Source organism: Amycolatopsis sp. cmx-11-51, from assembly GCF_047608665.1.
Lineage (GTDB): Bacteria > Actinomycetota > Actinomycetes > Mycobacteriales > Pseudonocardiaceae > Amycolatopsis.
Genome location: NZ_JADNQO010000004.1, coordinates 604,288 through 630,332, shown reverse-complemented (window position 1 = coordinate 630,332; position 26,045 = coordinate 604,288). Strand labels below are relative to the sequence as shown.

The following is a 26,045-nucleotide window of genomic DNA, read 5'->3' as shown; positions in this document are numbered from 1 at the left end:
CGGACGACCCGGCTTCTTCCCCACAGGCAGCAACGGTTCCAGCCTCGCCCACTGCTCATTCGTCAGGTCACCACGCCCCATACAAAGATCATCCCAAAACAAGACCCACTTCTGAAACAGGCCCTAGAGGACTACTTGCGATCGTCGACGACGACCCCCAGCACCTCCAGGAACGCATTCGCCGCAGGCGTCACCGTGAACCGGTTCCAGACGAGATGCTCGATCCGCGCGGGAGCGTCCGTCACCGGCACGGTGACCACGCCGGTCAGGTTCGGCACGTACTTCGACGGCAGCAGCGCCACCCCCAGCCCTTGGTGGATGAGCCGCGCCATGAAGTCGGCGGCCGTCACCTCGAAGGCGACCTCCCTGCTCACCCGCACTGCGGCGAACGCCTGGTCCGTCTGGGCGCGTCCCGCGGTCCCCGCCGGGAAGTCCACGAACACCTCCGAAGAAAGCCTGCTCAAGTCCACTTCGGACTCATTGGCGAGTGGATGACCGGGCGCCACCACGGCGACCAGATCGTCACGCGCCAGTTCGCGGCTCCCGACACCTTCCGGCCGGGCCGACATCGGGAGCCCGAGGAACGCGACTTCGATCGCGTTGTCCTTGACCTGTTCCACCAGGTGCTCGCTCGCGCCGACCCGGAGCCCGATCCGGACGTGCGGATACCGCCGGTGGAACGTCTGCAACGCGGCAGGGACATCGACCGCCGCGACGGTCGGGATGACGCCGACGGTCAGCCGCCCGCGGATCTCGCCGACGGCCGCGGCGACCGCCGAGCCCGCCCTTTCGGCCGCGCCGAGACATTGACGCGCGGCGGGCAGGAACGCCTCGCCCGCGGCGGTGAGCCGCACCCGGCGGCTCGTGCGCTCGAACAGGCGTGCGCCGAGTTCCCGCTCCAGCCGCGCGATCTGATGACTCAGCGCCGACTGCACGACGAGGCACCGTTCCGCCGCGCGCGTGAAGCTGTTCGTCTCCGCCACCGCCACGACGTAGCGCATCTGTTGAAGCTCCATGAATCTATCATGAATCAAGATGGATCAGGTGACAAACATGTGTTGGACTCATTGATCGTCAGCGCCGAAGCTGAGAAGCGTGAAAACGCTGTCGACCACATCGCTCACCGCCGGACTCACCGGCACCGCGCTGACCGCCTTCGCCCCCCTGGTCTGGGGGACGACCTACGTGGTCACCACCGAACTCCTCCCGGCCGGGCACCCGCTGTTCGCCGGACTCATCCGTGCCCTGCCCGCGGGTCTGATCGCGCTGGCCATCACCCGCACCCTCCCGCGCGGCACCTGGTGGCTGAAGGCGGCCGCGCTCGGCGTCCTCAACATCGGGATGTTCTTCCCCCTGTTGTTCCTCGCCGCCGAACGCCTGCCCGGCGGAGTCGCCGCCACCCTCGGCGCCGCCCAGCCGCTCCTCGTCGCGATCCTCGCCGTGGCCGTTCTGCGGCAGAGTCCGTCCGCGTGGCGGTTCGCCTGGGGAATCGTCGGGATCGTGGGCGTCGGGTTGGTCGTGATCGGCCCTGCGGCGGGCTTCGACCTCGTCGGGGTCCTCGCCGGCCTCGGCGGCGCCGCGACCATGGCGCTGGGCGTCACCCTCACCAAACGGTGGGGACGCCCGGCGGACGTGGGGCCGACGGCGTTCGCCTCGTGGCTGCTCACCGCGGGCGGGCTGTTCCTGGTGCCGGTGACCTTCCTGTTCGAAGGCGCGCCACCCGCCATCGACCTGAACGCGGCTCTCGGATACCTCTGGCTCGGCCTGATCGGCGGCCTGCTCGCGTACGTCCTGTGGTTCCGCGGCATCACCTCTTTGCCGGTCACCTCGGTCGCCGTCCTCGGCCTGCTCTCGCCGATGGTCGCCGCGGTCCTCGGCGCCGTCCTGCTCGGTCAGAGCCTCGGCCCGATCCAGCTCGCCGGTTTCGCCCTCGCACTGGCCTCGATCGTCGCCGGCCAGATCACCCCGAAGACCAAGATGGAAGGCGTCGTCCGATGAAGATCGCCGTTGTCGGAGCATCGGGCATGGTGGGCTCCCGCGTCGTCGCCGAAGCCGTCGCCCGCGGACACCAGGTCACCGCCGTCCTCCGTGGTACCCCGACGGAATCGCTGTACCCGGACGTCGAAGTGGTCCTCGCCGACGTGACCGATGTCGACCACATGACCGGCCTGTTCGCCGATGCCGACGCCATCGTGGGCGCGACGAGACCCGCGCCCGGCGCGGAAGGCACCGTCGCCGCTCTCGTCACGGGCCTGCTCGACGCCGCGGCGGGCACTCGCGTCCTGGTCGTCGGCGGCGCCGGGCCACTGCGCTCGCCGTCCGGGGGACTGGTCATCGATGATCCGGCGTTCGTGCCAACGGAGTGGCGGACCATCGCGTCGGCCAGCACCACGCAGCTTCGGGCCTGCGAAGCGCACGCGGGCGACTGGGTGTACCTCAGCCCTCCCGCGATCCTCGAGCCTGGCGTCCGGACCGGGGCCTACCGGCGAGGGACGACCACGATCCTCACCGCGGCCGGCGGCTCGTCCCGGATCTCGGCCGAGGATCTCGCGATCGCCATCGTCGACGAACTCGAGAATCCGGGCCGGGACCGGCATTTCACCGTCGGATATTGAAGAAGCGGGGCGGGTCGCCTGGGGAGGGGGTCTCCGGGCTTCGCTCGGCCTCGATCTGGATCTCGATGTTCGTCTTATGGGAGATCGGGTCCCAGATCTCCTCGATCGGCGCCAGCAGTGAACCGCCGACGCCGCGGCTGCGGGCACGCGCGGCGTACCAAGCGAATCCGGCCAGGAAGAGCGGAAGGCTGAGAAACGCGGCCACGGGTGCCAGGAACTCCATGCACCGGACGATACAGTAACGTCGTGTTTCCAGAAACGTCCTGTTACTGAATTGGCGGGCGATGACCAGGCTGACACGGGCCGAGCAGCAGCGACGAACCCACGAACACCTACTGGAGGCCGGGCGCCAGGTGTTCTTGCGGCGCGGCTTTCTGGCGGCGACGGTCGAGGAGATCGCCGCCGACGCCGGCTACACCCGCGGCGCCGTCTACAAACATTTCGGCGGCAAGGAAGGACTGTGGCTGGCGATCATCGAAGCCAGTGTGGACGGCCACCTCCACGGTCTGCGGGAAGCCCTTACTCGCGCCACCACCCGCGACGAGGTGATCGCCGCGCTGCACCCCGCCGATGTCGCGGACAAGGACGCGGCGAAGTGGAGCGCGGCGGCCGCGGAAGTGCTCGCGGCGACGGCGCAGCAGCCCGAAACCGCCGACCTCGTCGCCGCCATTCAGCGGCGTCACGACGATGAGGTCGTCGCGCTGCTCGTCGAGCATTCGAAGCGGTTGGGCCTCGAACCCGCGATGCCGCTCCACCAGGCCGTCGTGATGCTGGGTGCCTTGGGTATCGGGCTCGCCCTGCGTCAGACGGTCGCCCCGGCGGCCGACCCCGCCGCCATCCTCACCCACGTGCTGGACTCGGTGTTCCCGCCCGACGCAACGTGACGGACTCGGCCGACGTACCCCCGATGACGATGTGCGGGAGAATCCCAAGCAGCTGTATCTGTTGCAAGAACGAACTCCGAGGCGCGTGGGCTCCTCCGGTGCCGGACCTTCGGGCGATCGCCGACGCCGCGAATGTGGCGAACACCTACACTCAGACGCCGTGATCGATTCCTTCACCACCGCCGACCTCGTCGACGAACACGGCGACCGGCTACACGTCTGCGACACCCAGTTCCACCAGTTCGGCGGGCACCGGAAGTTTTCCGGCCCGATCCGGACGGTCTCCTGCCACGAGGACAACGGACTGGTCAAGAAGCTGCTGGCCACTCCGGGCGAAGGCGCTGTCCTGGTGATCGACGGCGGTGGTTCCCTGCACAGCGCCCTCACCGGCGACATGATCGCGAAGTCCGCCGCCGACAACGGCTGGGCCGGAGTGGTCGTCAACGGAGCCGTCCGCGACAGCGCCGAGCTGGCCGAACTCCCACTCGGCGTGAAAGCGCTCGGCACCAACCCGCGCAAGAGCTCCAAGGCCGGTGCCGGCGCTGTCGACGTCCCGGTCGGGTTCGGGGGAGTGACCTTCACCCCAGGCGACACGCTCTACTCCGACGAAGACGGTGTCGTGGTCCTTCCCGCGATCACCGCCTGAACCCGCTCAGACGACGATGACCCGGCGCCCACGGGTATGACCGGCGTGGCTGTCGATGTGCGCCGCCGCGGCTTCGGCGAGCGTGTACGACTTCTCGACCGGGATGTGGAGCTTTCCCTGCGAGATGAGCTGCGCGGCCTCGCCGAGTGCGTCCGGCACGCTCCCGGCCACTCCCGAGAATCGGACGCCGAACTCCGGCGCGCCGAGATCGGCGATGCTGAGCACCTTGTGCGGATCCCCGGTCAGGTCGACGAGCTCGCGGAGCACGCCTGAGCCCGCCAGGTCCAGTGCCGCGTCGACCTTGCCGAGCTGCCGCACCCGCTCGGCCCAGTCATCGCCGTAGGTTGTGGCGATGGCACCGAGGCCGCGCAGATACTCCTGGTTCGCGGCCCCGGCCGTGCCGATCACCGTGATGCCGCGTTCGCGGGCGATCTGCAGTACCGCCGAGCCGACTCCGCCGGACGCGCCGCTGACCAGCAAGGTCTGCCCGGGTCGCACACCGACTTCACGGATGAGGCGCAGCGCGGTCTCCACCACGGAGGGGTATCCGGCCGCCTCTTCGAACGTCAGGCCCTCGGGCATCCTGCCCCAAACCGACAACACGGCGAACTCGGCATAGGTGCTCGAACCTTCGCCGAAGACCGAGTCGCCGATCTCGACACCTTCGACGCCCTCGCCGACTTCGTCCACTGTCCCCGAGGCATCCAGCCCGACCCCCGAGGGCAGCACGGTCGGGTGTGCTCCCAGGACCTGGCCTTCACGGACTCTCCAGTCGACCGGGTTCACCCCGGCCGCCCGCACCGCGATGCGTATCTGACCAGGGTCCGCGTGAGGCTCCTCGGCGTCGATGAGTTGCAGGACATCCGGACCGCCGAACTCGGCGAACATCACTTTCTTCATGACCCGACCGTAACACTAACGGTTAGCCTTTTGAAACAACTTCAGTTTTGCATCTGATAGCGTCGCAGCATGACCGAGGCGCCCGGACGTCGTGAGCGCAAGAAGGCCGCGACCCGGCAGAAGATCGTCGACACCGCCCTGCGGCTCTTCCTGGAACGCGGGTACGACGCGGTGGGCATCCGTGAAGTGGCCGCGGAGGCCGACGTGGCCGTCACCACGCTCTTCTCCCACTTCGCCTCGAAAGAGGCCTTGGTGTTCGGGCAGGACGCGAACTTCGAACAGGGCCTCACGCAGGCGGTCACCGGCCGGGCTCCACACGAGCCGCTCATGCCCGCCCTGCGTCGCGAGGTCCACACGATGGTGCGGCATTGCACGGCGGACGGTGTCGCGCCGATCTGGCGCATGATCGATGAGACGCCCGCCCTGCGGGAGTACGAGGATTCGATGCGGCTGCGCCACGCGGAGTCGCTGGCGGCGGCCATCGCCGCCGATCCCGGTCTGTCTCAGACCGAGACGGCTTGCCGGACGATCGCGAGGTTCGTGATCGACGCCTATTCGCTGGGGCGCGAGGCGGCCGATCCGGAGGCCGTGGTGGACGAGATCTTCCGGATGATCGACGCGGCCTGGGAAGTCACCTGTCGTTCTGAATGAGGTTGGACGGGGCCACGAGGCCGATGGCGGCCCGGACTCCGGCCGGTAGCGCGGTCACGGGGTGCGACGATCTCCGGATCGGGCTCCGCCAGGGCGCCGACTGCGTCCAAAAGCCACCGCGTCAGTGACTCTGCGCGGCCGGCGATGGCGCAGGCCGTTCTGGGATCGCTGACCTGAGGGTTCAGTCCTTCGGCATGACGCAAAGTTCCCTGGGCTGTGCCGTCTTGAAGGCGTAGACGACGGAATTGCCGTACTCGTAGCCGTGGACGGAGTTGCAGTCGGAGCCGGAACCCGAAGCGAGTTGGGCGATCACCGTGTAGTTGGCGGCGCTGTCCGAACAGTGGACCCGGACGGCGCTGCCGCTGAACTCACCGTTGCTCCCGGCGTCTTCGTCGGCCGAGAGGCAATCCCCGGCTTGCGCGGAGAAGGGGTCGGGGTCGACCGCGGGGGTGCTTCCACCGCCGACGATCGCCACGGTCACCGCGATCGCTCCGCCCGTGACGAGCAGTCCGGCGGCCGCGAGACCGACGATCAGCCCCGTCTTCGGGGACTTCTTCGGCGGCGCGACGGGGTACTGCGGCCAGATGGGCGGCGGCTGCTGAGGGTAGGTCACCGCACCAGGATCGGCGGCGGCGATGAAATTCCGATGACACGGTTCATTTGCGGGCGACGAGCCGTTCCACCAGCCCGAGTTTGAACCGCTCGCGGCGCTCGACGGTCAGGCCGAGGCCGCCGATCTCGTCGAACGGGCGCCGGAGGAAGTGCTCGCCCGCCATCGGCACGGTGATCTTTTCGGTGAGCCATTGCAGGCCGCGGACGACACGCGACGAACTGGCGATGTGGTCGAGCAGGACCAGGCGGCCACCAGGCCGCAGAACACGGGCCATTTCCTGCAACGCCTTGCCGTGGTCGGGGATGGCACAGAGCCCGAGGGTGCAGACCACGGTGTCGAACGAACCCGCGTCGAAGGGCAGGTCGTGAGCGTCGGCCCGGCGCAGGGTCACCGGATGTCCGAGGCTTTCGGCGCGACCGCGGGCGATGTCGAGCATGCCGTCACTGAGGTCGATACCGGTGAGCGTGACGCCGCCGGGGTAGAGCGGCAGGTTCAGGCCGGTGCCGACGGCGACCTCGAGAACTTCACCGGTCGCTTGCCCGCAGGCCCACGCCCGGGAGTCGCCGAACAGCTTCCGATCAAGGAACTGCATCTCCCGGTCGTAGTTCCGGGATTTGCCGTCCCAGTAACGGTTCCACCGCGCGGGCCGAATCATGACGCTCCTTTCAACAGCAGTGCTTCCCGCGCCAGGCTTCGCGGCCTTCCTTGACCGCGAGGGCGGCGATGACGAGCGCGACCAGCGGATCGGCCCAGTACCAGCCGAAGAGACTGTTGAGCAGCAACCCGACGAGCAGCACACCGGAAAGATAGGTGCAGAGCAAGGTCTGTTTCGAGTCGGCGACGGCGCTCGCGGAGCCGAGTTCGCGCCCCGCGCGACGCTGGGCGTGCGACAGGAACGGCATCACGAGGAGCGAGACCGCCGCCAGCACGATGCCGACCGTGGAGTGCTCGGCGGGTTCGGCGCCGAACAGGGTGCGGACGGACTCGACGGCGACATAGGCGGCCAGTGCGAAGAACGACACCGCGATGACCTTGAGCGCGGTGCGTTCGCGGGCTTCGGGGTCCTTGCCGGAGAATTGCCAAGCGACGGCTGTGGCGGAGGCGACTTCGATGACCGAATCCAGGCCAAAGCCGACCAACGCGGTCGAGGAGGCGATGGTGCCCGCGGAAATGGCGACGACCGCTTCGATGACGTTGTAGCCGATGGTCGCGGCGACCAGGAGCCGCACGCGGCGCGACAGCACGGCTCGGCGATCCGAGTCCACTGTGTCCGATGGATCCACTGTGGACTTCGCCGCGCAACAGTCGTCCGCGCAGGTGTCGCTCAAGGGAGTACCCGAAGGCTGGATTCGTCGTCCACACAAGGTTCCGCGGTGTCGACGGCGAGCACGACCTGCACCAGTTCACGCAGCGCTCGGGCGAGATGGGCGTCGGCGAGGGTGTAGCGGACCTGGCGGCCTTCGTAGGTGGCCACGACCAGGCCGCAGCCTCGCAGGCAAGCGAGGTGGTTGGACACGTTGGAACGACTCAAGCCGAGTTCTTCGGCCAACTGGCCGGGATAGCTCACACCGTCGAGCAGGCCGACCAGGATCTTGCACCGGTTCGGGTCGGCGAGCGCGCGTCCCAGCCGGGCGAGCGCGGCGCCCTGGGTCTCAAATGTCAGCACATGCAGAACAGTACAGCACACGCTGACATATTGAGTGAGTGGCACCTCGGGTTCGGGCGGACCGGTCTGAGGGTTGACGAGGTAGGCCACCACCGTGCCGGATCCTTCGCCGGGACCCGCATCACGTCGATACCGGTGGCCGGCCCGCCCGATCGATCCACTCCACCGGGGCGGTCGGCACCGCGCACTGTGCCGTTACCGGAGCTGGCGCTTCTCTCGCCCTCCGCGAGACCGAAGTTCCGCGCGGCCTCGCCAACGCCGACATCGCCGAAGAGTTCGGCATCGCCGCGGGCACCGTAAAGGTCCATGTGGAACGGATCCTGGCCAAGCTCCGGGTCTCCACCCGGGTGCAAGCGGTGATCCAGGCGCACAAGTTCGGATTGGTCACCTGGGACGACTGACACGACGGAGTGTCCGGGCGCGACCCTCTGTTTCGTCGCTGTCTGTCAAGCCATCCTCGAACCCGCGCGGTCAGGCGACCCGAAAGTGTCGGCCGGGCTCACTCCAACGGCCGTATCGTCGGCACATCCAGGAGTCCTGCGGCGGCCTCGCGTAACACTTGAGAACATTCGCTGGCCCAAGCGCGTGGCGCTGCTCAACGGTCGGGTCACGCTAACGAATGATTAGGCCGAGAACGCGAATTCGGCATTCGGGTGGCCTTCTCTCAGTACCCGAAAGTGCGCTTGTTCGGCCAAAACACCTTGCTATGTTGATCCCTGCGGGGCCGTCACCTCGGGAAATAACCGGCACACCGCGGTTCCTTTGTGGACCTTGTTTGTTCACGTGACTATCGAAGGGTGGACCTTGCTGTGACCGTGACCGAATCGGACACTTCCGCCGAAGGTGTCCAGGGGGCGGGAAATCCGCAGCTGAGTTTGGGCCGGGCCGCCGCGCGCAACCTGGCGACCACGACCAAATCCGTTCCGCAGATGCAGGGCATTTCGTCCCGGTGGCTGCTGAAGATGCTCGACTGGGTTCAGGTCAACGGTGGCGCCTACCGGGTCAACCGCCGGCTCAACTATGCGGTCGGCGACGGACGGGTGACGTTCTCGAAGGTCGGCACCGACGTGAGCGTGATCCCGGCGGAGCTGGGTGAATTGAAGCCTCTCAAGGGTTACGACGACGAAGAGGTCCTTGAAGAGCTTTCCCGCCGCTTCGAACAGCAGGAAGTCTCGGCAGGCGATGTACTCGTCGAATTCGGGCACCGGGCCGACCGCGTCTACCTCATCGCGCATGGCAAGATCACCAAGAGCGGCCCCGGTCCCTACGGCGAAGAGACCGCGCTGGGCGTGGTCAAGGACGGCGATTACTTCGGCGCGCAGGCGCTCATCGGCGACGACGGCATCTGGGAGTTCACCGCGAAGGCGGCCACGGCCTGCACCGTGCTGACGCTGTCCCGGCAGGCCTTCGAGCGGGTGCTGGACCAATCCGAATCACTGCGGGCACAGATCGAACAGACGTCGCAGGACACCGGGCGCTCCAACGACTTCGGCGAGGCGGAGATCGACATCTCCTCCGGGCATGACGGCGAACCGCTGCTGCCGGGAACATTCGTCGACTACGAGACCGAGCCGCGCGAATACGAGCTGAGCGTCGCCCAGACCGTGCTGCGGATCCACAGCCGCGTCTCCGACCTCTACAACCATCCGATGGACCAGACCGAGCAGCAGCTCCGCCTGACCATCGAGGCACTGCGTGAGCGGCAAGAACACGAGATGATCAACAACAGCGATTTCGGTCTGCTGCACAACGCTGACTTCTCCCAGCGCATCGCGACGCGCACCGGGCCGCCGACTCCTGACGACTTCGACGACCTGCTTTCCCTCGTGTGGAAGGAACCTGGCTTCTTCCTCGCCCATCCGCGCACGATCGCCGCGTTCAGCCGCGAGTGCAGCAAACGGGGCATCTACCCGACCGGCGTCGATCTCGGCGGGCACAAGGTACCGTCCTGGCGCGGAGTCCCGATCCTGCCCTGCAACAAGATCCCGGTCAGCAAGACCAGCACCAGTTCCGTGCTCCTGATGCGCACTGGCGAGAAGATCCAGGGCGTGGTCGGCCTGCGTCAGATCGGCTTGCCCGACGAGTACGAGCCCGGGCTGAACGTCCGCTTCATGGGAATCTCGGAACAGGCCATCATCTCCTACCTCGTCAGCACGTACTATTCCGCCGCCGTGCTCGTGCCCGACGCGCTGGCCGTGCTCGAAGCCGCCGAACTCGGTCGCGAAGGATGACCGCCATGACGCCGGATGCCGACCGGCGGCTCAGTCTCGGCCCCGCGGCCGCGCGGAATCTGGCCACGACCACCAAGACGCGACCGCAGATGCAGAGCATCACGCCGCGGTGGCTGCTGAAGATGCTGCCCTGGGTCGAGGCGACCGGTGGCACGTTCCGGGTCAACCGGCGGCTCACGTACGCGGTCGGCGACGGGCGGGTGAGCTTCACCAACGTCGGCACCGACGTTCGGGTCGTTCCGCAAGAACTTGCGGAGTTGGCGCTACTGCGCGGTTTCGACGATGAGGACACGCTCACCGCGCTCGCCGACAGGTTCGTGCAGCACGAGTACCAGCCCGGCGAAATCATCGTCAGCCACGGCTCCCCGCTCGACGAGGTCGTGCTGGTCGCCCACGGCAAGGTCGCCAAGGTGGCGCCGGGCGCGTACGGCAACGAGGCCGTCGTCGGCAGCATGGCCGACGGCGACCACTTCGGTGACGAGATGCTCGCCGGGATCGACCGGAACTGGCCGTTCACCGTCAAGGCGATCACCCCGGTGATCGTGCTGACCCTGCGCGCCGACGACTTCGCCGACCTCAACGGCCGGTCCGAGGCCATGCGCCGGCACGTGCAGGACCTGCTGGCGCGGGAGATGAAACCCCAGAACGCCAGGGGTGAGGCGGAGATCGAGATGTCGTCCGGGCACGACGGCGAGCCGCCGCTGCCGGGCACGTTCGTCGACTACGAGATCTCACCGCGTGAGTACGACCTGGCCGTCGCCCAGACGGCGTTACGCGTGCACACTCGGGTGACCGATCTCTACAACGGGCCGATGAACCAGTTCGACGAGCAGCTCCGGCTGACCGTGGCGGCGCTGAGGGAGCGGCAGGAACACGACCTGATCAACAACCGCGAATTCGGACTGCTGCACAACGCGGACCTCAAGTCGCGGTTCCAGACCCGGTCCGGCCCGCCGACTCCCGATGACATGGACGAACTCGTCAGCCGCCGCCGCAAGACGAAGTTCTTCCTCGCCCATCCGCGCGCGATCGCCGCGTTCGGCCGGGAATGCACGCGGCGCAGGTTGTACCCGGAGGGCACCACGGTCGACGGCAAGGTGGTCGCCGCGTGGCGCGGGGTGCCGCTACTGCCCTGCGACAAGATCCCGATCACCGAAGCGGGAACGTCCTCGATCCTCGCCATGCGGACCGGGATGGAGGACAACGGCGTGATCGGGCTGCACCAGACCGGCCTGCCCGACGAGTACGAGCCGGGTCTGAACGTGCGCTTCGACGGCATCACCGAACAGGCCGTGGCCACCTATCTGGTCAGCGCGTACTACTCGGCCGCCGTGCTCGTGCCCGACGCGCTCGGCGTTCTGGAGAACGTCGAGGTCGCGCGCTGACCTCTCGACGCGCCGCAACGCCATCGAATGCCAGGGAAAGGAACACCCAAGGGACCATTGCCCGCACTCCCGCTTCCATCGTGGTTCCTCTGGTGGCGGAGGAACCCGGCTGAACGGATCAAAGATTCACTCGGTGAGGAGGTCGACCGGCGGCTGATCGCGTGGGCGGGGGAGTGCGGGTTCGCCGAAGAGGAGCGCGAGCAGATCGGGAAGGCGGGCTTGTCATGCTCGCGCACCCGGACTGCGAGGATCCTGACCGCCTGTTGATCTCGGCGAAGCTCAACGCCGCCTGGTGGGCGGCCGACGATCGCTACGCCGACGACACCTCGCTCAGAGCGGTCCCGGCGGAGCTGCCACCGCAGCTCGCACTAAGCATGGTCGCGATGGACCCAGTGCCGTCCTTGTCCGTGGTACAAGCCGAAGCCCCGCAATTAGTCCTCTAGTTGCGGTGGTTGCGCGTGCAAGTATCGCAACTAGAGGACGAAACGCAGCGAAGGCTAGACGACGCCTGCCGCGATCAACTGCTGCCAGATCACCCCTTGGTCCACGACCTTGACTTCGAGCTTTTCGGCCTTGGTGATCTTGCTTGCCCCGACGTCGGCGCCGGTGATGAGCATGTCGGTGTTCGCCGAGACCGACGACGCGGTGGTCGCGCCCGCCTTCTCGCACAACCGCTGGAAGGTCGGGCGCGGGACCTTCTCACCGGAGCGGGGGTCGCTGATCGACCCGGTGACCACGACCGTCTTTCCTTCCAACGGCGCACCGGCCACGACGACCGGCGGGAGGTCCTCTTCACGCACGTCCAGCGAGACACCGACCTCCCGCAGCCGCTCGAGTTCGGGGCGCAGCCGGGTGAGGTGCTCGATCAGGGACGCGGCGACCTTCGGGCCGATGTCCTCCACGGCGACGAGGCCCTCTTCGCCCGCGTCGGCGACGTCCTCCAGCGAACCGAAACCCGCCCGGCACAGCCGTGCGGCGGTGCCTTCGGAGGCCATCGGGATCGCCAGCCCGATCAGCGCCCGGCGCAGGCCGACGGCGCGGCTCACGTCGATCGACTCGATCATGCGAGTGGCGGAGACGTCGCCGATGCGGTCGAATTCCAGCAGCGTTTCCTTGGTGAGCCGGTAGAAGTCCGACGGGTGTTCGAGGATCCCGGCCTCGGCGAGCCGCTCGATCCAGACCCCGCCGATCGCGTCGATGTCCGCGGCCGCCCGTGAGGCCCAATGGATCAGCCGCCGGACGGTCTGGGCGGGACAGGCGACGTTGGTGCAGAACAGTTCCCGGCTGTTGCCCTGTTCGGTCAAGGGCTCTTCGCACGACGGGCACACCGACGGCGGCACGATCTCCCGCTCCTCGCCGGTGCGCTTGGAGACGTCCAGGACACCCGCCACGAACGGGATCACGTCACCGGCGCGGCGTACCAGCACGGTGTCGCCGATCTTGATGCCGCGAGCGCGGATGACCTCCTGGTTGGCCAGCGTCGCCCGGGTGACGGTGGTCCCGCCGACGAAAACTGGCTCCAGCCAGGCGACGGGTGCGATCTTGCCGGTCTTGCCGACATCCCAGACCACGTCGGCAAGCAAGGTGGTCTTCTCTTCGGCGGCGAATTTGAACGCCAGCGCGCCGCGGGGCGAACTGGACCGGGTTCCGGCGGCGGCGTAGGCATCTCGATCCGCCAGGCGCAGCACGGCACCATCGAGGTCGTAGTCGAGGTCGTGGCGTTGCTGCTCGATGGTAGTGATGACGGCTTGCGCCGCTTCGGCGTCTTCACAGTGGCGCATGTCGGCGGCGGTGAACCCGAGCGTCCGCAGTGCGCCGTCGAGATCGGTTTCCGCGCTGTCGGGTTCGGTGGACAGGTCGAAGGCGAAGAACCGCAGGCGCCGTTCGGCGACGGTGGCCGGGTCCTTGGCCCGCAGGGTGCCGGCGGCGGCGTTGCGCGGGTTGATCAGCGGTTTGTCCGAGTGCACCTTGTTGTACGCGGCGAAGGTGGAGCGCAGCATGACCGCCTCGCCGCGCACCTCGACCCGTCCGGGCGCCTCGACCTTCTCCGGGACGCCGTCGGTCAGCGCCCGCACCAGCATGGTCACGTCGTCACCGGTGGTCCCGTCGCCACGGGTCACCGCTCGGGCGAGCCTGCCGTTCTCGTAGACCAGTGCCAGCGACAGGCCGTCCAGCTTCGGCATGACGACCACCGACTGCCCTGGGAAGCGGGTGAAGAACGCCGCGACCTGCTCGGGTTTGGTCGCCTTCTCCAGCGAGAGCATCGGACGCGAGTGCCGGATGGGCGCGTGCAGCACGGCGGGCGCGCCGACCTGGTCCAGCGGGTTCGGGTCCGGCGTCAGCTCGGGGTTGGCCTCGACGAGCCCCCGCAACTCGTCTTCGATCGCGTCGTAGTCGGCGTCGGCCACTTTCGGCGAGCCCCGGTAGTAGGCGTCGCGAAGGACGACGATCTGATCGGCGAGTTCCTGGATGCGATCCCGAGCGTTCACGAGGCAGAGATTACCCGTGACCACCGACAGAACACCGTCCGAAGAGGACTCGGGTCACGGGTTGACGGCGAGCACCAGGAAGGAGGCCAGCAGCACCAGGTGCACGCCGCCCTGCAGCCGGGTCGCCCGGCCGGGGACCACGGTGAGCACGCTGACCGCGATCGTCAACGCGAGTAGCACGATGTGGGTCGCGCCAAGGCCCAGCAGCAGCGGCCCGTCCAGCCAGATCGACGCCAGCGCGATGGTCGGGATGGTGAGTCCGATGCTCGCGATCGCCGAACCGTAGGCGAGGTTGAGGCTGGTCTGCATCCGGTCGCGCCGGGCGGCCCGCGTCGCGGCCAGGGTTTCGGGCAGCAGGACCAGCAGGGCGATCACGACACCGACGAACGACTGCGGGAAGCCTGCCGCGCTGACCCCCGCTTCGATCGCGGGTGACTCCACCTTGGCGAGGCCGACCACGGCGACCAGCGCGACGAGGAGAAGCCCCAGGCTGGTCAGCGCGTCTTCGTTGGTCGGTGGTTCGGCGTGTTCTTCCTCCTTGACCGAGCCGTCGGTGTCGACCGGCAGGAAGAAGTCGCGGTGGCGCACGGTCTGGGTGAGCACGAAGAGGCCGTAGAGCAGCAGGGAAGCGATCGCGGCGAACGCGAGTTGCGTGCCGTTGAAGGCCGGGCCGGGGGTGCTGGTGGTGAACGTCGGCAGCACGAGACTGACGGTGGCGAGGGTCGCCACGGTGGCGAGGGCGCCGCCGCTGCCTTCCGGGTTGAAGTGCGTCTCGCCGTAGCGACGGGCACCGACCATCAGCGAGATGCCGGCGATGCCGTTCATGGTGATCATCACGGCGGCGAACACCGTGTCGCGGGCCAGCGTCCCTGCCTCGGGGCCGCCGGAGGACATCATCGTGACGATCAGCGCGACCTCGATGATGGTGACCGCGATCGCCAGCACCAGTGAGCCGAAGGGTTCTCCGACACGATGCGCGACCACTTCGGCGTGATGCACCGCGGCCAGCACGGTCGCGCCGAGGGCGAGCGCGACGATGGCCACCGGCACCGGGCCGAGATCACGGCCCCAGCTCAGGGCCAGGACGACGATGGCGAGGACCGGTGTCACGGTGGTCCAGGACACGGGGAATCGTCTGCGCGAAGCGGCCATGAGGCCACCCTCGCACACCGTGCGTGACATCGCCGCTCCATATGAGGCGCAGTTGGTCAGGTGCTGGTCGTCATTCGCTGGCCCCTTCGGCGGATTCAAGGCCAGCGGCGTCGGCCTCGCTCAATACGTCTGGCTCAAGACCGTCACCGTGCCGCTCACGGAACGCGAGTGTCAGGGATCTTGACCGTGATCCGCTGAAGCCGGAACCGGCAGAGGGTGTGGAACATTTCGCCCAGTTCCTCGGGGTCGATGCGACCTTCGAGGTCGCGCCTGCTCGCGTTGAGCACCCGGCTGATCACGGTCGCGGGCACGCGGCCGCCGAACTCGCCCATCAGCCAGACACCGATTTCGCCGATCTCGTCCGTGATCGTGCTCTGCGCGGTCATCAGCCTGACCCCTTTACGTCGGAGTGTCACCGGGTTTGCCCCGGTGACACTCCGACGGGCGATGGGAAACCCCATGACGGGAAACCCGCGAGATTGCTCTACTCGGCGCAACCTGCCGTACTCCTGGGATCCGAGTACCCACGTTCCGTGGTCGCCGGACGTGGGTTGCACGGAACGGTGCAGCGGCCAGTAGTGATCTCCGGGAAAACCCCGATGCGATCGACATCGGCGTATGGCAACCTCGGCAGTGACCATTGTGGACAGTGCGGAGAGGAGAGTACACGCGTAGTGGCTCCACCAAGGGATGAAGAAACCACGCAGTGGACAGCGGAGTTGACGGCCTTCACCGAGCTCTACCGGGCGGCGGAGGCAGCGGGTTCGACGGAGGCCGTCTCGCACGCGGGCTGGCACGCCGGGGCCCGGCTCGGGACGAGCGCCGCGAGCGGGCGGCTGCTGGCCTACAACGATTCGGGTGCCGAGGCGGAGTGCGTCTTCCGGGAGGGAGAGCGTCCGCTGTTCAACATCATGAGCGGTGGATATGGGAACGACACCACCGAGCGAGGGTTCGCGGTGTGGAGTTCGCGGCCTGGAGTGCTCGGAGCGGTCGACGCCGGGGTACGCCGGTTGGAGGTGGCCGACGCGGACGGTGTCGTCGTCCCGGCCGACATCGTGGCCCACACCTTCGCCGTCGATGTCGACCTGGGGCCGACGCCTCAGACGGTCGACGAGGTTTTCGCGCCGTGGGATCGACCGGAGCTGACGGTCCGGGTGTACGGCGAGGACGACGCGTTGCGGTACGAGGGCCCTTTGCTGAGTGCCTGACCGGGCGATGTCCTGAACGTCAGTGCGCGCGAAGCCTTCGGGGGCTCGCGTAAGTCGGTGAAGGCCTCCTTCCCTACCTTGAGGGCCAGGGGCTCGGCGAAGTCGCAGAGCTGCTGGTGGTAATCCGGGCTTGGCATCGCTACTGCCCGCAAGGGGCCGAGCGGGGAGGATTCGGGACGTTCAACGTCCGAAATCCTCCCCGCTCGGCGTGTACCCGAGGGGGGCATGTCCCTCAACCTCTGTTGATCAATAGCCGCCTGACCTGCAAGACCTCGACTTTGCCGGGGCGCCGGACGCAGTGAAGGGGGCCTTCATGTACTTCGAGATCAGCCGTTCGGAGTCGTGATGACCGCGAACTTCGAACCCTTGCCGGCGATCCGCTCGCTGAGATCGGTGGTGATCGTCTCGATCGGCGCGTAGTTGTTCAGCTCACCGGCCTGGCAGGGACCCGACCGGGACTGCTGGTTGCCGATCAGGATGCCCAGCGCGGCGTGATCGGCCTGGCTGAACAGCGGTCCGCCGCTGTCGCCCGGACGGGCGCACAGATCGGTGTTGATGCCGACGTCCGTCGACAGGACACGACCACAGCGGGTCCCGACGAGGTAGCCGGCGCCCGCGCCACTGTCGACGGAATCGGGGTAGTTCACCGCGCTCGACGCGGTCCCGCTGGCGCAGACGACATAGCCCGCCTTGATATCGGCGAGCTTGCGGGTGCCGGTGATGTACTCGTCCACCGAGGTGGCCTGTGTACCGCACGGGGTGTCGGCATTGCTGTCCATGCCACCGTTGCGGCAGTACTTCAGCACCCGGTTGCGGCCGGCCTGGCCCTCGAGCCATTTCGTGGCCGCAGCGTCGTCGACATACGGCAAGGCCGCGTAGTCGTACGGGTACGAACTCTTCTCGATGCCGTGCTGCTGCACGACCGCGTTGCCGTTGTGCTGGGTCGGCGTGTTGTTGGTCTTGGTCCGCATGCAGTGGCCAGCGGTCAGGACCCAGCCCTTGCCGGGGAAACCGCCGCCGGTGGACCGCAGGTTGAAGGCACTGGTGCAGCCGCCCCAGGTGCCGTCGTCCCGCTTCATGTCCAGCCGGAGGCCGCCGCGCATCGGACCATAGTTGGTGCAGTAGAGCGGATGACAGAAACCGAGATCCACGTTCGGCGTGGACAGCGCGTTCGGGTTCTTCAGGACGCGGGAGACGACCATTCCCGGTTCCGCCGCCGCGGCCTGGCGGGCGGTGTTCACTTCGACGGTCACGACGTCGCCGGTGGCGCGCATGGAGACCTTCTCCCGCGCCACCCAGTCACGTTCCCACAGCACGACGCGGTTTTCGGACTCACTCACCGACGGCAGGTAGACCGCTCCCGGCCCAGCGCCGACCTTGGCCGCGACGCGTTCCTTCGCCGCCGTGAGCTGCTGCAACGAGTGTTGGACCTGTTGCGTGCGGACATCGGCCTGGACGGGCATCGCCTTCAGATACGGCTCCGCCGCCGCGGGTTTGGTCATGGCCACAACCAGCTGGCCCTTGACCTGGTCGAGCCACATGCCGCCGTACTCGGCGCCGCGATCGCGTCGCAGCAGCTCGTCCAGCTTGATGCCGTCGGTCTGCAATTCCAGACGGCGCAACGCCTCCTGCTCGTTCACCTGGTAGGTCCGGACCAGGTAGTGCACCGACTCCCGCACCGAAGCGGGGTCGAGCGCGGTGTGGAACGACCGCACGGTTTCGGCCAACGCCGGGCTGCCCAGTGCTGCGGTCGCCGCTAGCACCGAAACGGCCAGGGCCCCCAGTCTTCCAGCTCTCCGCACGAGATCTCCTCACATGTCAGGGACTTCGCGATCAGTTAACCGGAGAGCGCCTGGTGAGTGTGAAGAGTTTTCGACAAAGAGCCTTTTCGTCCCTTGAAATCTGTACTGGCGTCCCCGCGCGCGTGAAGTACATCAGAGACGTAACTCGCGTGCTTGGAGGCGGATCTCGCGTGTGCGGTCTCCAAACACGCGAAATACGGCTCTGAGCACGTGAGTGCGGGGATTGATCCAGGTTCCCGCTGGACGCACGAACTTTCGACGTAGGACAGTAGGTGCAAGGGGACCTTCACGGACCTGCGGACCTCGGTCGGCCGAAATCGGTTGCCCCGCGCCAGCGACTCGGCCGGCGCGAGGCGAAGTCCGGGTTACAAACTCGGCTCCCGCCGCTGTTTTCCTTGACGGGCTTTGACGATCCAGGCGCCGAAGAGGGTCAGGAGACCGAGGCAGGTCCCGGCCGACGCACCGAACTCCGGAGTGCTGATCTTCACGACGCCGACGATGATCCCGCCGCCGATCGTCAGCAGCAGGCACATCCGCAAGGTCGGGGCCCAGCCGGCGAGAACCGCCATCGCCAGGCAGAGCCAGCTGTCGCGGGTCTGCACTTTGCGATGGCGGCCCGGGGTCCTCAGCAGAGGCCGCGCCGCGCGGATCATTTCCGCGGAAGTGGCGACCCGGCGAGGCGGCTCTTCGATGTGCTCGATGACGACTTTGACCCGTTGGGGCGGGCCGTTGTCTGGTGTCTTCGCATTATCAGGCTGTAGGGTCACGACTGTCCTGTCCTTGTTCTAGCGAGCGGGCGAATGGACATCCGCGTGGCCTCCTGTGACAGCAGGGGGCCACGCGTGCGTTACCGGCTCTTCACTCGGTCCGGCTGAGAACATCTTGGCGAAAGCAGAATGTGACCGTTCAGTAGTACTGCGTGTGTCGCGCTGAACGGTATGCACGCGTCGCTCAACGGTCTGGGTGACGCCGAAGACTACCCAAAGTAGTCAGAGGCGCCGAACGGACGAGCACCGTCAGGCGGGCTCGACAGTCCACCGGCTTGCGTTTCCGGGATCGTGCCAGGCCACCACGATGTGCGTCGAAGCACTGATCTCCGCAGGTCGGAAGCTTCATCGAGGACACCGTGTGCGGAGCCTTCGCGAGTATGAAAGATGCTGATCGCAAGTGCGGATTACCGCCAACTTCGGCCAAAATCGGCGAGCTTCGAGCATCCCCGCTCACGTTGAGTTCACTCGATCGGGCAGTTCGTCCCCCGTTATCGCCCCGCTCGGCTCACGAACAGCGAGTGACTGCTCTGTTCGGGTGGTCACACTCCGAACATGTTTTCGCGGGCACGAAGACTGCTCAACAGTGCGAGGGCGTGAGCGGTGGGAGTGGCGGGTTCGGCGTGGTAGATGAACAGTTGCTGGCCGGGGCGCTGCGCACGTCGAATGCCTGATAGGTGAGGACCAGCGGGCCGACGTCGGGGTGCACGAGGTGTTTGGGCTCGCGGGTCTTGCCGCGCACGTGGTGGGTCTCCCACAGGTCGCGGACGTGCGCACTGCCTTCGCTGAGTTCCGCCACCAGGCTTCGCAGGCCGGCGTCGTGCGGGTCGAAGCCCGCGGCCATCCGCAGGTTCGCCACGGTGGCCTGCGCGGTCCAGTCCCACCGTGCGTAGAACTGCCGTCCAGCGGGGTCGAGGAACGTCATCCGGGCGAGGTTGCCCGCGACCCGGAAGGGCGAGAGCAGCGCGTCGGCGAGGGCATTGGTGGCCAATACGTCCAAGACGCGGTTCAGCACGAAAGCGGGAGTGTGCGGGTAGCCGTCCATGAGTTGCCGCAGTTCGGGGCTCACGGCCCGGGGCGACGGGGCGGGTGTGCTGTCCGGTGTCGCCCCGGCCAGCCGGAACAGGTGATCGCGCGCGTCGGGGTCGAGATCCAGTGCACGGCGGAGTTCACACCGTCCACAGTGGACTCAGTCGCGCACCTCGGTCGGGTCGCCCTACGATGGGAGCGTGGACGAACGGCCGATCACCACCGCGCAGCGCAACTTCCGACGAGTCGCCGACGAGCTCGAACGCATGGAGAACCAGGATCGGTTCACCTACATCTTCCGATCCCGGTTGTGGAGTTCCTCGTCGGTTTCCGGGCCCGGGTCCGAGTCGGTGCAGACACAGCAGCTGCGCGATCAGCTGCCGGACGTTCTCGACCGTTTCGGCGTGCGCACCCTGCTCGACCTGCCGTGCGGGGACTTCGGCTGGCTCAGTGCGGTCGATCTCGATCTGAAGCGGTACATCGGGGCCGACATCGTCACCGAGCTGGTCGAAATGAACGCCGAGCGCTTCCGGGACGATCCGATGCGGGAGTTCCGGGTACTCGATCTGACCGGCGATCCGCTGCCGAAGGCCGATTTGGTGCTGTGCCGGGATTGCCTTGTCCACTTGAGCTTCGCCGACATCGAGCGGGCGCTGCGCAACCTTCGGCGGAGCGGCTCCCGGTACCTGCTCACCACGACGTTCACCGAACTGGGCACCAACATCGACATCGCGACGGGCGACTGGCGGCCGCTGAACCTGTGCCGGGAACCGTTCGGGTTCCCGGAGCCGCTGGCGGTGCTGGTTGAAGGCTGCACGGAAGAGAACGGCGCCTACGCGGACAAGTCGCTGGGGTTGTGGGAGATCGCCTCCATCACGGCACAGGACGCAGGCGGTCGCTGAGGTAGGCGAGGATCTCGTCCCTGGCTCGCACCGTCGGATGCCCCTCGGCGTCGACGAAGTGAGCGGTGACGACGCTGTGCGGGGTGCCGACCACGTCCCGGAAGAACGGGGGCGGGTCGGTGTTCGCGGCACTGCTCGGCAGGACACGGCCGTCGAAGGCGGCACCGAGGAGGGCTTGGTAAGCGGCGAAACGTTGGCCGGTGCACCAGCGGTCGCCCTCAAAGCGGTAGGCGAGAACCGTCAGGCCATCGCGCAGGACGCGGTCCCGGATCGCGAGCGCGTCTTCGTCGCCGAGTTCCAGCCCGCCCGGGTCGTCCAGCGGCAGGGACGGGTGGTTGACCACGGGCGCGATGACGGCGGGCTCGAGTGCCATGGTGAGGGCGAAGTTGCCGGTGAAGCACAGGCCGATCGTGCCGACCCCGGGACCGCCGCATTCGGCGTGGGCGAGCCGTGCGAGCCCGCGCAGCCACGTCGAGACGGGGCTGGTGCCGCCGCCGGCGAACGCCCGGAACTCGGCACTTACGCACGCGCGGCGGGCCACCTGCTGGCCGGCCTCGGCGGTGGGATAGGCGCCGTCGGTCCCGAAGAGCGAGGGAACGAAGACGGTGAATCCCGCGCCCCGCACCCATCGCGCGAACCGAAGTACGTCGGGGCTGATGCCGGGCATCTCGGGCATCAGCACCACGGCAGGTCCGGAACCCGCGACGTAGACCGTCTTCGTCACGCCGTCCACCTCCAGAGTGCGGCGGGAGAAGTCGGTGATCGCGTCGTCGAGATGTCCTTGCACACCGACAGCCTGGACCAACGCGCCCATCGGCGGTGATAGGCCAGATCGCCATCTTCAGGGGTAATCTCGCCACATGCTGAGAGTCGGCGTCCTGGCCTATCCAGGCTGCTTCGCATCCGAAGTGTTCGGCGTCCCCGATCTCCTCACGATGGCCGCGCACGTGGCGGGCCCGGACCGCGCCGGATACGAGGTGTCCGTCGTCTCGCCTCGCCGCCGAGTCGTCGCATCGGGCGGTATGACGTTGACCGTCTTTCCGCTGCGTGAAGTCGACGTTCTCCTCGTGCCGGGTTTCGAGCTCGTGCCGGGCCTTGACATCGACGCGAAAGTCACGGGTCTCTCCGGTGAAGTCGCGGCGATCCGCTCGCACGCCGCCGCGGGCAAAGCCGTCGTCTCGATCTGTGTCGGGGCGTTTCTGCTCGCCGAGGCAGGACTTCTCAACCATCGCCGCGCCACCACGTCATGGCTCTTCGCGGACGAACTCGCTCAACGCTGCCCTGAGGCCGATGTCCAGCCCGAGCACCTCGTCGTCACTGACAAGGGAGTGACCACGACAGCGGCCTTCGGCGCCATGTACGACTTCGCGCTCGAACTGATCCGCGAACACAGCGGTGCTGACGTGGCACGGACGACGGCGCGGGTGGCACTGGTCGACGACGCGCGGTCGTCCCAGACTCCCTACGTCGACGCGCGACTCCTTCCGCGGCCTGGCAACGAATTCTCCCGCCGGGTCATGCGATGGCTCGATCAGAACCTTGCCGCCCGATACGATCTGGCCGCTTTGGCCCGCACTTTCAATGTCAGCACGCGGACATTGCTGAGGCGCTTCGCGGAGGAGGCCGAGCAGAGCCCGCTCGAATACCTGCATTCCGCGCGCGTCCGGCGTGCCCGTCACCTCCTCGAAACGACGGACCGCACTGTCGCCGGAATCTGTTCCACGGTCGGTTACCGGGACCCCGGGACCTTCGCCGCGCTCTTCGCCAAGCACACAGGACGACGGCCAAGGGCCTATCGTGCGGCCTTCCGCCGTGGCGCCGACTGAGAACCGTATTTTCGCGACGCCGGAGTCGCTGCCTTTCGGGCAGCCATTCTTCGCCGCAGCTACCTTCTCCTGTTTCATCGCGGCAATCGAAGTTTGTGTCAGTGCACCAGTGCCGCGCTGAGGGTGCGGGCGGTGCGGGCGACAGCGTCGGACACCGCTCGGGCAGGCTGCCGCACGGCGATCGCGGCCGCGATCGAACCAAGTGTCTCGCCGGTCGGCAGCCTGACGGGTGCTTCGGCGACAACGAGACCGTGTTTGGCTTGCCAGCCTGGCGAAAAGTGGCCGGTGTGCTGCGGCACGGTCGTCCCTGGCCGCAGGAGGAGGTCGTGCTCCGGCAGGGTGAGGCTGGCGGCGATCAGGATGTCGCCGTCACACGGGACGGCGAACACCGAGCTGGCTCGGGTGGCCGCGAACAGCCACCGGAGCTGACCGCGGGCGAGCTCCAGCAATCGTGGATAGGGCTGCCACGATTGGCCGAGCCGGAATGCCTGCGCGCCGACGCGGTAGCGGTTTTCGCTGCGCTGGACAACCTCCAGTGCGGTCAATTGCTCGAGCAATCGGTGTGCGGTGGATTTCGGCATCGAGCAGGAATTGGCCAGCTGGGTCAATCCAGCTTCACCTTTATGTCGTACCAAGGCATCCAATAGGGTGAAAGCGCCGCCGAGGACGCTTCTGGGTCTTTTTCCGGTCTCCATCGAAATCCCCCTCACGTGGTCCACTGGACGGAACCTTTGCTGACAGGGGCACGTTTCCGCGCCAGCCTGTAGGCATTCCGGTGCGTATCTTCGGTCAATGGGAGCGAACTGGGAAGCGTACATCCATAGAGTGGAAAGGGTTCCGGAAAATGCGAAGAACCATTCGGACGGGGATGGCGATAGCGGGTCTGTTCGCGGGTCTGCTCGTCGTGCCATCGGTCGCGAGCGCGGACGCCGCCGACGTCGGCATCCTCGGTTCGCCCGCCTCGCAAAAGCCCGCCGCTGACTTCGACGGGGACGGGTTCGCCGACAAGGCGGTGTGGCGTCCCGGTAATGGCGGCTGGTACGTGATCCGCAGCAGCAACGGCAGCGTGGCGACTCAGCAGTGGGGTGTCTCAGGTGACGTACCGGTGGCCGCGGACTACGACGGCGACCGCCGGGCCGATTTCGCCGTGTGGCGGCCGAGCAACGGTGTTTGGTACATCATCCAGAGCAGCACCGGCACCGTGGTGACCCGGCAGTGGGGTACCCCCGGAGACGTCCCGTTGACCGGCGACTTCAACGGCGACGGCCGCTCGGACTTCACCGTTTGGCGACCGAGTAACGGCTATTGGTATGTGTTCGGTATCGCCACCGTGCAGTGGGGCACTGCCGGTGACGTTCCCGTGTCCGGCGATTTCAACGCGGACGGTCGTGCCGACTTCACCGTCTGGCGACCGAACACCGGCTACTGGTACGTGCGGGACATCGCTACCCAGCAATGGGGCACTGCCGGTGACGTTCCGGTGGCCGGTGACTTCAACGCGGACGGTCGTGCCGACTTCGCCGTGTGGCGGCCGAACACCGGCTACTGGTACGTACTCGGCATCGCGACCCAGCAGTGGGGTACCGCGGGCGATGTTCCCCTGGCAGGGAATTTCGGTGGCGACCCGCGGGCCGACTTCGTGGTCTGGCGTCCGGCGAACGGGAACTGGTACGGCCTCGGCCTGTTCACCACCCAGTGGGGGACACCAGGCGATATCCCGGTCTGATCGGCGAAGAATGTCGGTCCTTGACACCGTACTGATCTCTTGAAAGTGGACTGGCGGGCGACGGTGTCGCCGATCATGATGGTGACACCGTCGTCTCGCCAGTACACCCTCTGACCAAAACAGCCTGGTCAGAGCGTCGACCGAAGCGCTGCCGGGCTCCGGCTGGTAACCGATGATCACCTGATCCTCGGCTCCGGCGATGGTGTGGGCCTGGCGGCCCCGATCAGGCAGGCCATCGGACACCGCGGAGATCATTCTCGGACTGGTCGACCCGCACCCGATCGCCGAGAACGTCCACCAGCAGCGGCTCGACACTTGGCAACAGTGGCGTGAGCCGGCCGAGAGCATGACCTGATCGGTGTGGGGAAATGGCACCCTGCGGCCACCAAGGCATCGGCGAACGTGGGAACGATCAATCTTCGCTCCTTTGGGCGTATGCCGGGACACATCCGCGCTGCCAGAATCAATCCTGATCATTTTCAGGGGCGCAGCTCTAAAGGTGGTTCCACAGGCGGAAGGGAACAAAGTGGCAACGGTTTCCGGCGTGCGTAACGATAGCAAGATCGCCACCGATATCGGAAACGATCTACCCGGCTGGTCCAGGGCGCGTTTCTCGAAAGCCACCTGGCGGACAACTACGAACTCGTCATCGAGGCCGAGGTGGACAACCCCCTCGGTGGAATGCTTCGGGCGGATCTCGTCGCGGTCAAGGATGAGCGAGAAGACGACGGCCTCGGCGAAATGTGGATTTATGTTGGTGAGATCAAATCCGACGGCGATCAATATTATGCGCCTGGCAAGGCCTACGTCCAACTAGACACCTACCTCAACGCCTATAGGCGCAAGTACCCCCACGCGTACGTCGGCAAGCTGACATCCTGGAACAGTGATGTCGACGGCTACCCGCTCGTCGATGACGGTTACGACTGCACCGTCTTCATCGCCAACGCGGGCGATGGCCTCTACCGGTACAGCGGACGGTCCACAGCCGCCGGAGAGTCGAATCAGAGCAAGCGCATCGAGAAAGAGGGACTCCACAAGTTGCCGTTCAACGAGCGACCCGACTACGAGGTCGGTAGCTGACCGCGAGGCGGCGCTGCGGAGCGAAAGCGTGGTCCTGCTATTCATCCGTCGGCGGACCGCCGTCCAGCGCAGCATGGGCGGCGACAAAGGTCACCGCACGGCTCGCCGAAGGCCAGTGCCTCGAACGCCGACACCTTCATCCGTCGGGTCGAAGCGGAATGGTGTCGGCCGACGATCGCTCACCGGCGTGAGCGGACTTCAGTGTCGAGCCATGCTCGGATCATGAGCAGCCGCGACGATGACTTTCTTGTGTTCGTTATCGGCGGGGCCTGCTTTCCAACCTCGACGGTTTCGCCCGTGAGTTCTCCCGCTGCTGACTCAGTGCTGGCTCAATTCCGAGTCATCGCGGTCCGCACCGGGCCACGCCGAGACGACCCGATGGCTGGAACAACTCGTTTCCACCTGCCACCCGTCGAACCGTCCGGCATCGAGGCCAGAGCTGTAGGTCAGTACCAGGGGACACGCTGCTC

The 26,045-nt window shown here is 67.1% G+C and carries 27 protein-coding genes and 3 pseudogenes; 15 read left to right on the top strand and 15 right to left on the bottom strand.

What is annotated here, in order from left to right; translation table 11 throughout:
• Positions 1–131: 131 nt before the first annotated feature.
• Complete coding sequence (locus tag ACM6LU_RS19590) at positions 132–1,016, bottom strand: LysR family transcriptional regulator (RefSeq protein ID WP_414939139.1); 885 nt, start codon at positions 1,014–1,016, stop codon at positions 132–134.
• Positions 1,017–1,095: 79 nt separating this feature from the next.
• Here ACM6LU_RS19590 and ACM6LU_RS19585 point away from each other — a divergent pair, with 79 nt between their 5' ends.
• Positions 1,096–1,998, top strand: coding sequence for an EamA family transporter (locus ACM6LU_RS19585; protein WP_414939138.1), 903 nt, complete (start codon positions 1,096–1,098; stop codon positions 1,996–1,998).
• A complete protein-coding gene (locus ACM6LU_RS19580) occupies positions 1,995–2,615 on the top strand; it encodes an NAD(P)-dependent oxidoreductase (protein ID WP_414939137.1) in 621 nt (206 codons plus the stop codon). Before ACM6LU_RS19585 ends, ACM6LU_RS19580 begins: the two co-directional genes overlap by 4 nt.
• Here the strand turns inward: ACM6LU_RS19580 and ACM6LU_RS19575 are convergent.
• A complete protein-coding gene (locus tag ACM6LU_RS19575) occupies positions 2,599–2,838 on the bottom strand; it encodes a hypothetical protein (RefSeq protein ID WP_414939136.1) in 240 nt (79 codons plus the stop codon). The two genes, ACM6LU_RS19580 and ACM6LU_RS19575, sit on opposite strands and share 17 nt — an antisense overlap.
• Before the next feature lie 61 nt (positions 2,839–2,899).
• On the opposite strand from ACM6LU_RS19575, the gene ACM6LU_RS19570 reads away from it, so the two are divergent.
• Positions 2,900–3,499, top strand: a complete 600-nt coding sequence (locus ACM6LU_RS19570) for a TetR/AcrR family transcriptional regulator (RefSeq protein WP_414939135.1) — start codon at positions 2,900–2,902, stop codon at positions 3,497–3,499.
• A gap of 160 nt (positions 3,500–3,659) precedes the next feature.
• On the top strand, positions 3,660–4,145 hold the full coding sequence (rraA, locus tag ACM6LU_RS19565) for a ribonuclease E activity regulator RraA (RefSeq protein ID WP_414939134.1): 486 nt from the start codon (positions 3,660–3,662) through the stop codon (positions 4,143–4,145).
• A gap of 6 nt (positions 4,146–4,151) precedes the next feature.
• Here the strand turns inward: rraA and ACM6LU_RS19560 are convergent, their stop codons facing one another.
• Positions 4,152–5,045, bottom strand: coding sequence for an NADP-dependent oxidoreductase (locus ACM6LU_RS19560; protein ID WP_414939133.1), 894 nt, complete (start codon positions 5,043–5,045; stop codon positions 4,152–4,154).
• A gap of 69 nt (positions 5,046–5,114) precedes the next feature.
• On the opposite strand from ACM6LU_RS19560, the gene ACM6LU_RS19555 reads away from it, so the two are divergent.
• Positions 5,115–5,696, top strand: a complete 582-nt coding sequence (locus tag ACM6LU_RS19555) for a TetR/AcrR family transcriptional regulator (protein ID WP_414939132.1) — start codon at positions 5,115–5,117, stop codon at positions 5,694–5,696.
• Between the two features lie 181 nt (positions 5,697–5,877).
• On the opposite strand, the gene ACM6LU_RS19550 is transcribed toward ACM6LU_RS19555, so the two are convergent.
• Genes ACM6LU_RS19550 through cmtR form a run of 4 tightly spaced genes read right to left on the bottom strand, consistent with a single transcriptional unit; the run spans position 5,878 to position 7,975 of the window.
• Complete coding sequence (locus ACM6LU_RS19550) at positions 5,878–6,309, bottom strand: hypothetical protein (RefSeq protein ID WP_414939131.1); 432 nt, start codon at positions 6,307–6,309, stop codon at positions 5,878–5,880.
• Positions 6,310–6,352: 43 nt separating this feature from the next.
• The gene (locus ACM6LU_RS19545; RefSeq protein ID WP_414939130.1) at positions 6,353–6,964 is read right to left on the bottom strand and encodes a class I SAM-dependent methyltransferase; all 612 of its coding nucleotides are present in this window, start codon (positions 6,962–6,964) and stop codon (positions 6,353–6,355) included.
• A 10-nt stretch (positions 6,965–6,974) separates the two neighbouring features.
• The gene (locus ACM6LU_RS19540) at positions 6,975–7,637 is read right to left on the bottom strand and encodes a cation transporter (protein WP_414939129.1); all 663 of its coding nucleotides are present in this window, start codon (positions 7,635–7,637) and stop codon (positions 6,975–6,977) included.
• Complete coding sequence (gene cmtR, locus ACM6LU_RS19535) at positions 7,634–7,975, bottom strand: Cd(II)/Pb(II)-sensing metalloregulatory transcriptional regulator CmtR (RefSeq protein WP_414939128.1); 342 nt, start codon at positions 7,973–7,975, stop codon at positions 7,634–7,636. The genes ACM6LU_RS19540 and cmtR overlap by 4 nt, the downstream gene beginning before the upstream one ends.
• Before the next feature lie 101 nt (positions 7,976–8,076).
• On the opposite strand from cmtR, the pseudogene ACM6LU_RS19530 reads away from it, so the two are divergent.
• The 4 genes and pseudogenes from ACM6LU_RS19530 to ACM6LU_RS19515 all read left to right on the top strand — a co-directional run.
• A pseudogene (locus tag ACM6LU_RS19530) lies at positions 8,077–8,280 on the top strand (hypothetical protein); the annotation flags it as partial.
• 504 nt (positions 8,281–8,784) lie between these two features.
• Positions 8,785–10,206, top strand: a complete 1,422-nt coding sequence (locus tag ACM6LU_RS19525; RefSeq protein WP_414939127.1) for a family 2B encapsulin nanocompartment shell protein — start codon at positions 8,785–8,787, stop codon at positions 10,204–10,206.
• Positions 10,203–11,591, top strand: coding sequence for a family 2B encapsulin nanocompartment shell protein (locus ACM6LU_RS19520; RefSeq protein ID WP_414939126.1), 1,389 nt, complete (start codon positions 10,203–10,205; stop codon positions 11,589–11,591). The genes ACM6LU_RS19525 and ACM6LU_RS19520 overlap by 4 nt, the downstream gene beginning before the upstream one ends.
• A gap of 27 nt (positions 11,592–11,618) precedes the next feature.
• Positions 11,619–11,995: pseudogene (locus ACM6LU_RS19515) on the top strand (hypothetical protein); the annotation flags it as partial.
• Positions 11,996–12,088: 93 nt separating this feature from the next.
• On the opposite strand, the gene ligA reads toward ACM6LU_RS19515, so the two are convergent.
• From ligA to ACM6LU_RS19500, 3 genes are all read right to left on the bottom strand, one after another.
• A complete protein-coding gene (gene ligA / locus ACM6LU_RS19510; RefSeq protein WP_414939125.1) occupies positions 12,089–14,080 on the bottom strand; it encodes an NAD-dependent DNA ligase LigA in 1,992 nt (663 codons plus the stop codon).
• A gap of 54 nt (positions 14,081–14,134) precedes the next feature.
• Entirely contained in the window at positions 14,135–15,232 is a 1,098-nt protein-coding gene (locus ACM6LU_RS19505) for a calcium:proton antiporter (protein WP_414939162.1), read from the bottom strand.
• Positions 15,233–15,387: 155 nt separating this feature from the next.
• On the bottom strand, positions 15,388–15,618 hold the full coding sequence (locus ACM6LU_RS19500; protein WP_414939124.1) for a hypothetical protein: 231 nt from the start codon (positions 15,616–15,618) through the stop codon (positions 15,388–15,390).
• Between the two features lie 333 nt (positions 15,619–15,951).
• On the opposite strand from ACM6LU_RS19500, the gene ACM6LU_RS19495 reads away from it, so the two are divergent.
• Positions 15,952–16,440, top strand: coding sequence for a hypothetical protein (locus ACM6LU_RS19495; protein ID WP_414939123.1), 489 nt, complete (start codon positions 15,952–15,954; stop codon positions 16,438–16,440).
• Between the two features lie 326 nt (positions 16,441–16,766).
• On the opposite strand, the gene ACM6LU_RS19490 is transcribed toward ACM6LU_RS19495, so the two are convergent.
• The 3 genes and pseudogenes from ACM6LU_RS19490 to ACM6LU_RS19480 form a co-directional block, all read right to left on the bottom strand.
• Positions 16,767–18,242, bottom strand: a complete 1,476-nt coding sequence (locus ACM6LU_RS19490; protein ID WP_414939122.1) for a trypsin-like serine protease — start codon at positions 18,240–18,242, stop codon at positions 16,767–16,769.
• A 365-nt stretch (positions 18,243–18,607) separates the two neighbouring features.
• Positions 18,608–19,009 carry a hypothetical protein gene (locus ACM6LU_RS19485; protein WP_414939121.1) on the bottom strand — a complete coding sequence of 134 codons (402 nt, stop codon included), beginning with the start codon at positions 19,007–19,009 and terminating at the stop codon, positions 18,608–18,610.
• 542 nt (positions 19,010–19,551) lie between these two features.
• Positions 19,552–20,177, bottom strand: a pseudogene (locus ACM6LU_RS19480) (transcriptional regulator); the annotation flags it as partial.
• Positions 20,178–20,238: 61 nt separating this feature from the next.
• Here ACM6LU_RS19480 and ACM6LU_RS19475 point away from each other — a divergent pair.
• Positions 20,239–20,940: a class I SAM-dependent methyltransferase gene (locus ACM6LU_RS19475; RefSeq protein ID WP_414939120.1), complete on the top strand. Its 702-nt coding sequence runs from the start codon at positions 20,239–20,241 to the stop codon at positions 20,938–20,940.
• On the opposite strand, the gene ACM6LU_RS19470 is transcribed toward ACM6LU_RS19475, so the two are convergent.
• Positions 20,912–21,754: a dienelactone hydrolase family protein gene (locus ACM6LU_RS19470; RefSeq protein ID WP_414939119.1), complete on the bottom strand. Its 843-nt coding sequence runs from the start codon at positions 21,752–21,754 to the stop codon at positions 20,912–20,914. The genes ACM6LU_RS19475 and ACM6LU_RS19470 overlap by 29 nt on opposite strands.
• Before the next feature lie 46 nt (positions 21,755–21,800).
• On the opposite strand from ACM6LU_RS19470, the gene ACM6LU_RS19465 reads away from it, so the two are divergent.
• The gene (locus ACM6LU_RS19465; protein ID WP_414939118.1) at positions 21,801–22,766 is read left to right on the top strand and encodes a GlxA family transcriptional regulator; all 966 of its coding nucleotides are present in this window, start codon (positions 21,801–21,803) and stop codon (positions 22,764–22,766) included.
• A 98-nt stretch (positions 22,767–22,864) separates the two neighbouring features.
• On the opposite strand, the gene ACM6LU_RS19460 is transcribed toward ACM6LU_RS19465, so the two are convergent.
• Positions 22,865–23,461, bottom strand: a complete 597-nt coding sequence (locus ACM6LU_RS19460) for a helix-turn-helix domain-containing protein (RefSeq protein WP_414939117.1) — start codon at positions 23,459–23,461, stop codon at positions 22,865–22,867.
• A 149-nt stretch (positions 23,462–23,610) separates the two neighbouring features.
• On the opposite strand from ACM6LU_RS19460, the gene ACM6LU_RS19455 reads away from it, so the two are divergent.
• The 3 genes from ACM6LU_RS19455 (at position 23,611) to ACM6LU_RS19445 (ending at position 25,575) form a co-directional block, all read left to right on the top strand.
• A complete protein-coding gene (locus ACM6LU_RS19455) occupies positions 23,611–24,492 on the top strand; it encodes an FG-GAP repeat domain-containing protein (protein ID WP_414939116.1) in 882 nt (293 codons plus the stop codon).
• A gap of 199 nt (positions 24,493–24,691) precedes the next feature.
• Positions 24,692–24,847 carry a hypothetical protein gene (locus tag ACM6LU_RS19450; protein ID WP_414939115.1) on the top strand — a complete coding sequence of 52 codons (156 nt, stop codon included), beginning with the start codon at positions 24,692–24,694 and terminating at the stop codon, positions 24,845–24,847.
• Positions 24,848–25,152: 305 nt separating this feature from the next.
• Positions 25,153–25,575, top strand: a complete 423-nt coding sequence (locus tag ACM6LU_RS19445; protein WP_414939114.1) for a hypothetical protein — start codon at positions 25,153–25,155, stop codon at positions 25,573–25,575.
• Positions 25,576–26,045 lie beyond the last annotated feature (470 nt).

Bases quoted from the DNA above. Each gene is read 5' to 3' on its own strand.
- ACM6LU_RS19450 (WP_414939115.1), top strand. From the start codon at position 24,692: ATGGTGTGGGCCTGGCGGCCCCGATCAGGCAGGCCATCGGACACCGCG.
- ACM6LU_RS19520 (WP_414939126.1), top strand. From the start codon at position 10,203: ATGACCGCCATGACGCCGGATGCCGACCGGCGGCTCAGTCTCGGCCCC.
- ACM6LU_RS19575 (WP_414939136.1), bottom strand. From the start codon at position 2,838: ATGGAGTTCCTGGCACCCGTGGCCGCGTTTCTCAGCCTTCCGCTCTTC.
- ACM6LU_RS19500 (WP_414939124.1), bottom strand. From the start codon at position 15,618: ATGACCGCGCAGAGCACGATCACGGACGAGATCGGCGAAATCGGTGTC.
- ACM6LU_RS19560 (WP_414939133.1), bottom strand. From the start codon at position 5,045: ATGAAGAAAGTGATGTTCGCCGAGTTCGGCGGTCCGGATGTCCTGCAA.
- ACM6LU_RS19545 (WP_414939130.1), bottom strand. From the start codon at position 6,964: ATGATTCGGCCCGCGCGGTGGAACCGTTACTGGGACGGCAAATCCCGG.
- ACM6LU_RS19465 (WP_414939118.1), top strand. From the start codon at position 21,801: ATGCTGAGAGTCGGCGTCCTGGCCTATCCAGGCTGCTTCGCATCCGAA.
- ACM6LU_RS19470 (WP_414939119.1), bottom strand. From the start codon at position 21,754: ATGGGCGCGTTGGTCCAGGCTGTCGGTGTGCAAGGACATCTCGACGAC.
- ACM6LU_RS19590 (WP_414939139.1), bottom strand. From the start codon at position 1,016: ATGGAGCTTCAACAGATGCGCTACGTCGTGGCGGTGGCGGAGACGAAC.
- ACM6LU_RS19455 (WP_414939116.1), top strand. From the start codon at position 23,611: ATGCGAAGAACCATTCGGACGGGGATGGCGATAGCGGGTCTGTTCGCG.
- ACM6LU_RS19555 (WP_414939132.1), top strand. From the start codon at position 5,115: ATGACCGAGGCGCCCGGACGTCGTGAGCGCAAGAAGGCCGCGACCCGG.
- ACM6LU_RS19505 (WP_414939162.1), bottom strand. From the start codon at position 15,232: ATGGCCGCTTCGCGCAGACGATTCCCCGTGTCCTGGACCACCGTGACA.
- ACM6LU_RS19580 (WP_414939137.1), top strand. From the start codon at position 1,995: ATGAAGATCGCCGTTGTCGGAGCATCGGGCATGGTGGGCTCCCGCGTC.
- ACM6LU_RS19570 (WP_414939135.1), top strand. From the start codon at position 2,900: ATGACCAGGCTGACACGGGCCGAGCAGCAGCGACGAACCCACGAACAC.
- ACM6LU_RS19460 (WP_414939117.1), bottom strand. From the start codon at position 23,461: ATGGAGACCGGAAAAAGACCCAGAAGCGTCCTCGGCGGCGCTTTCACC.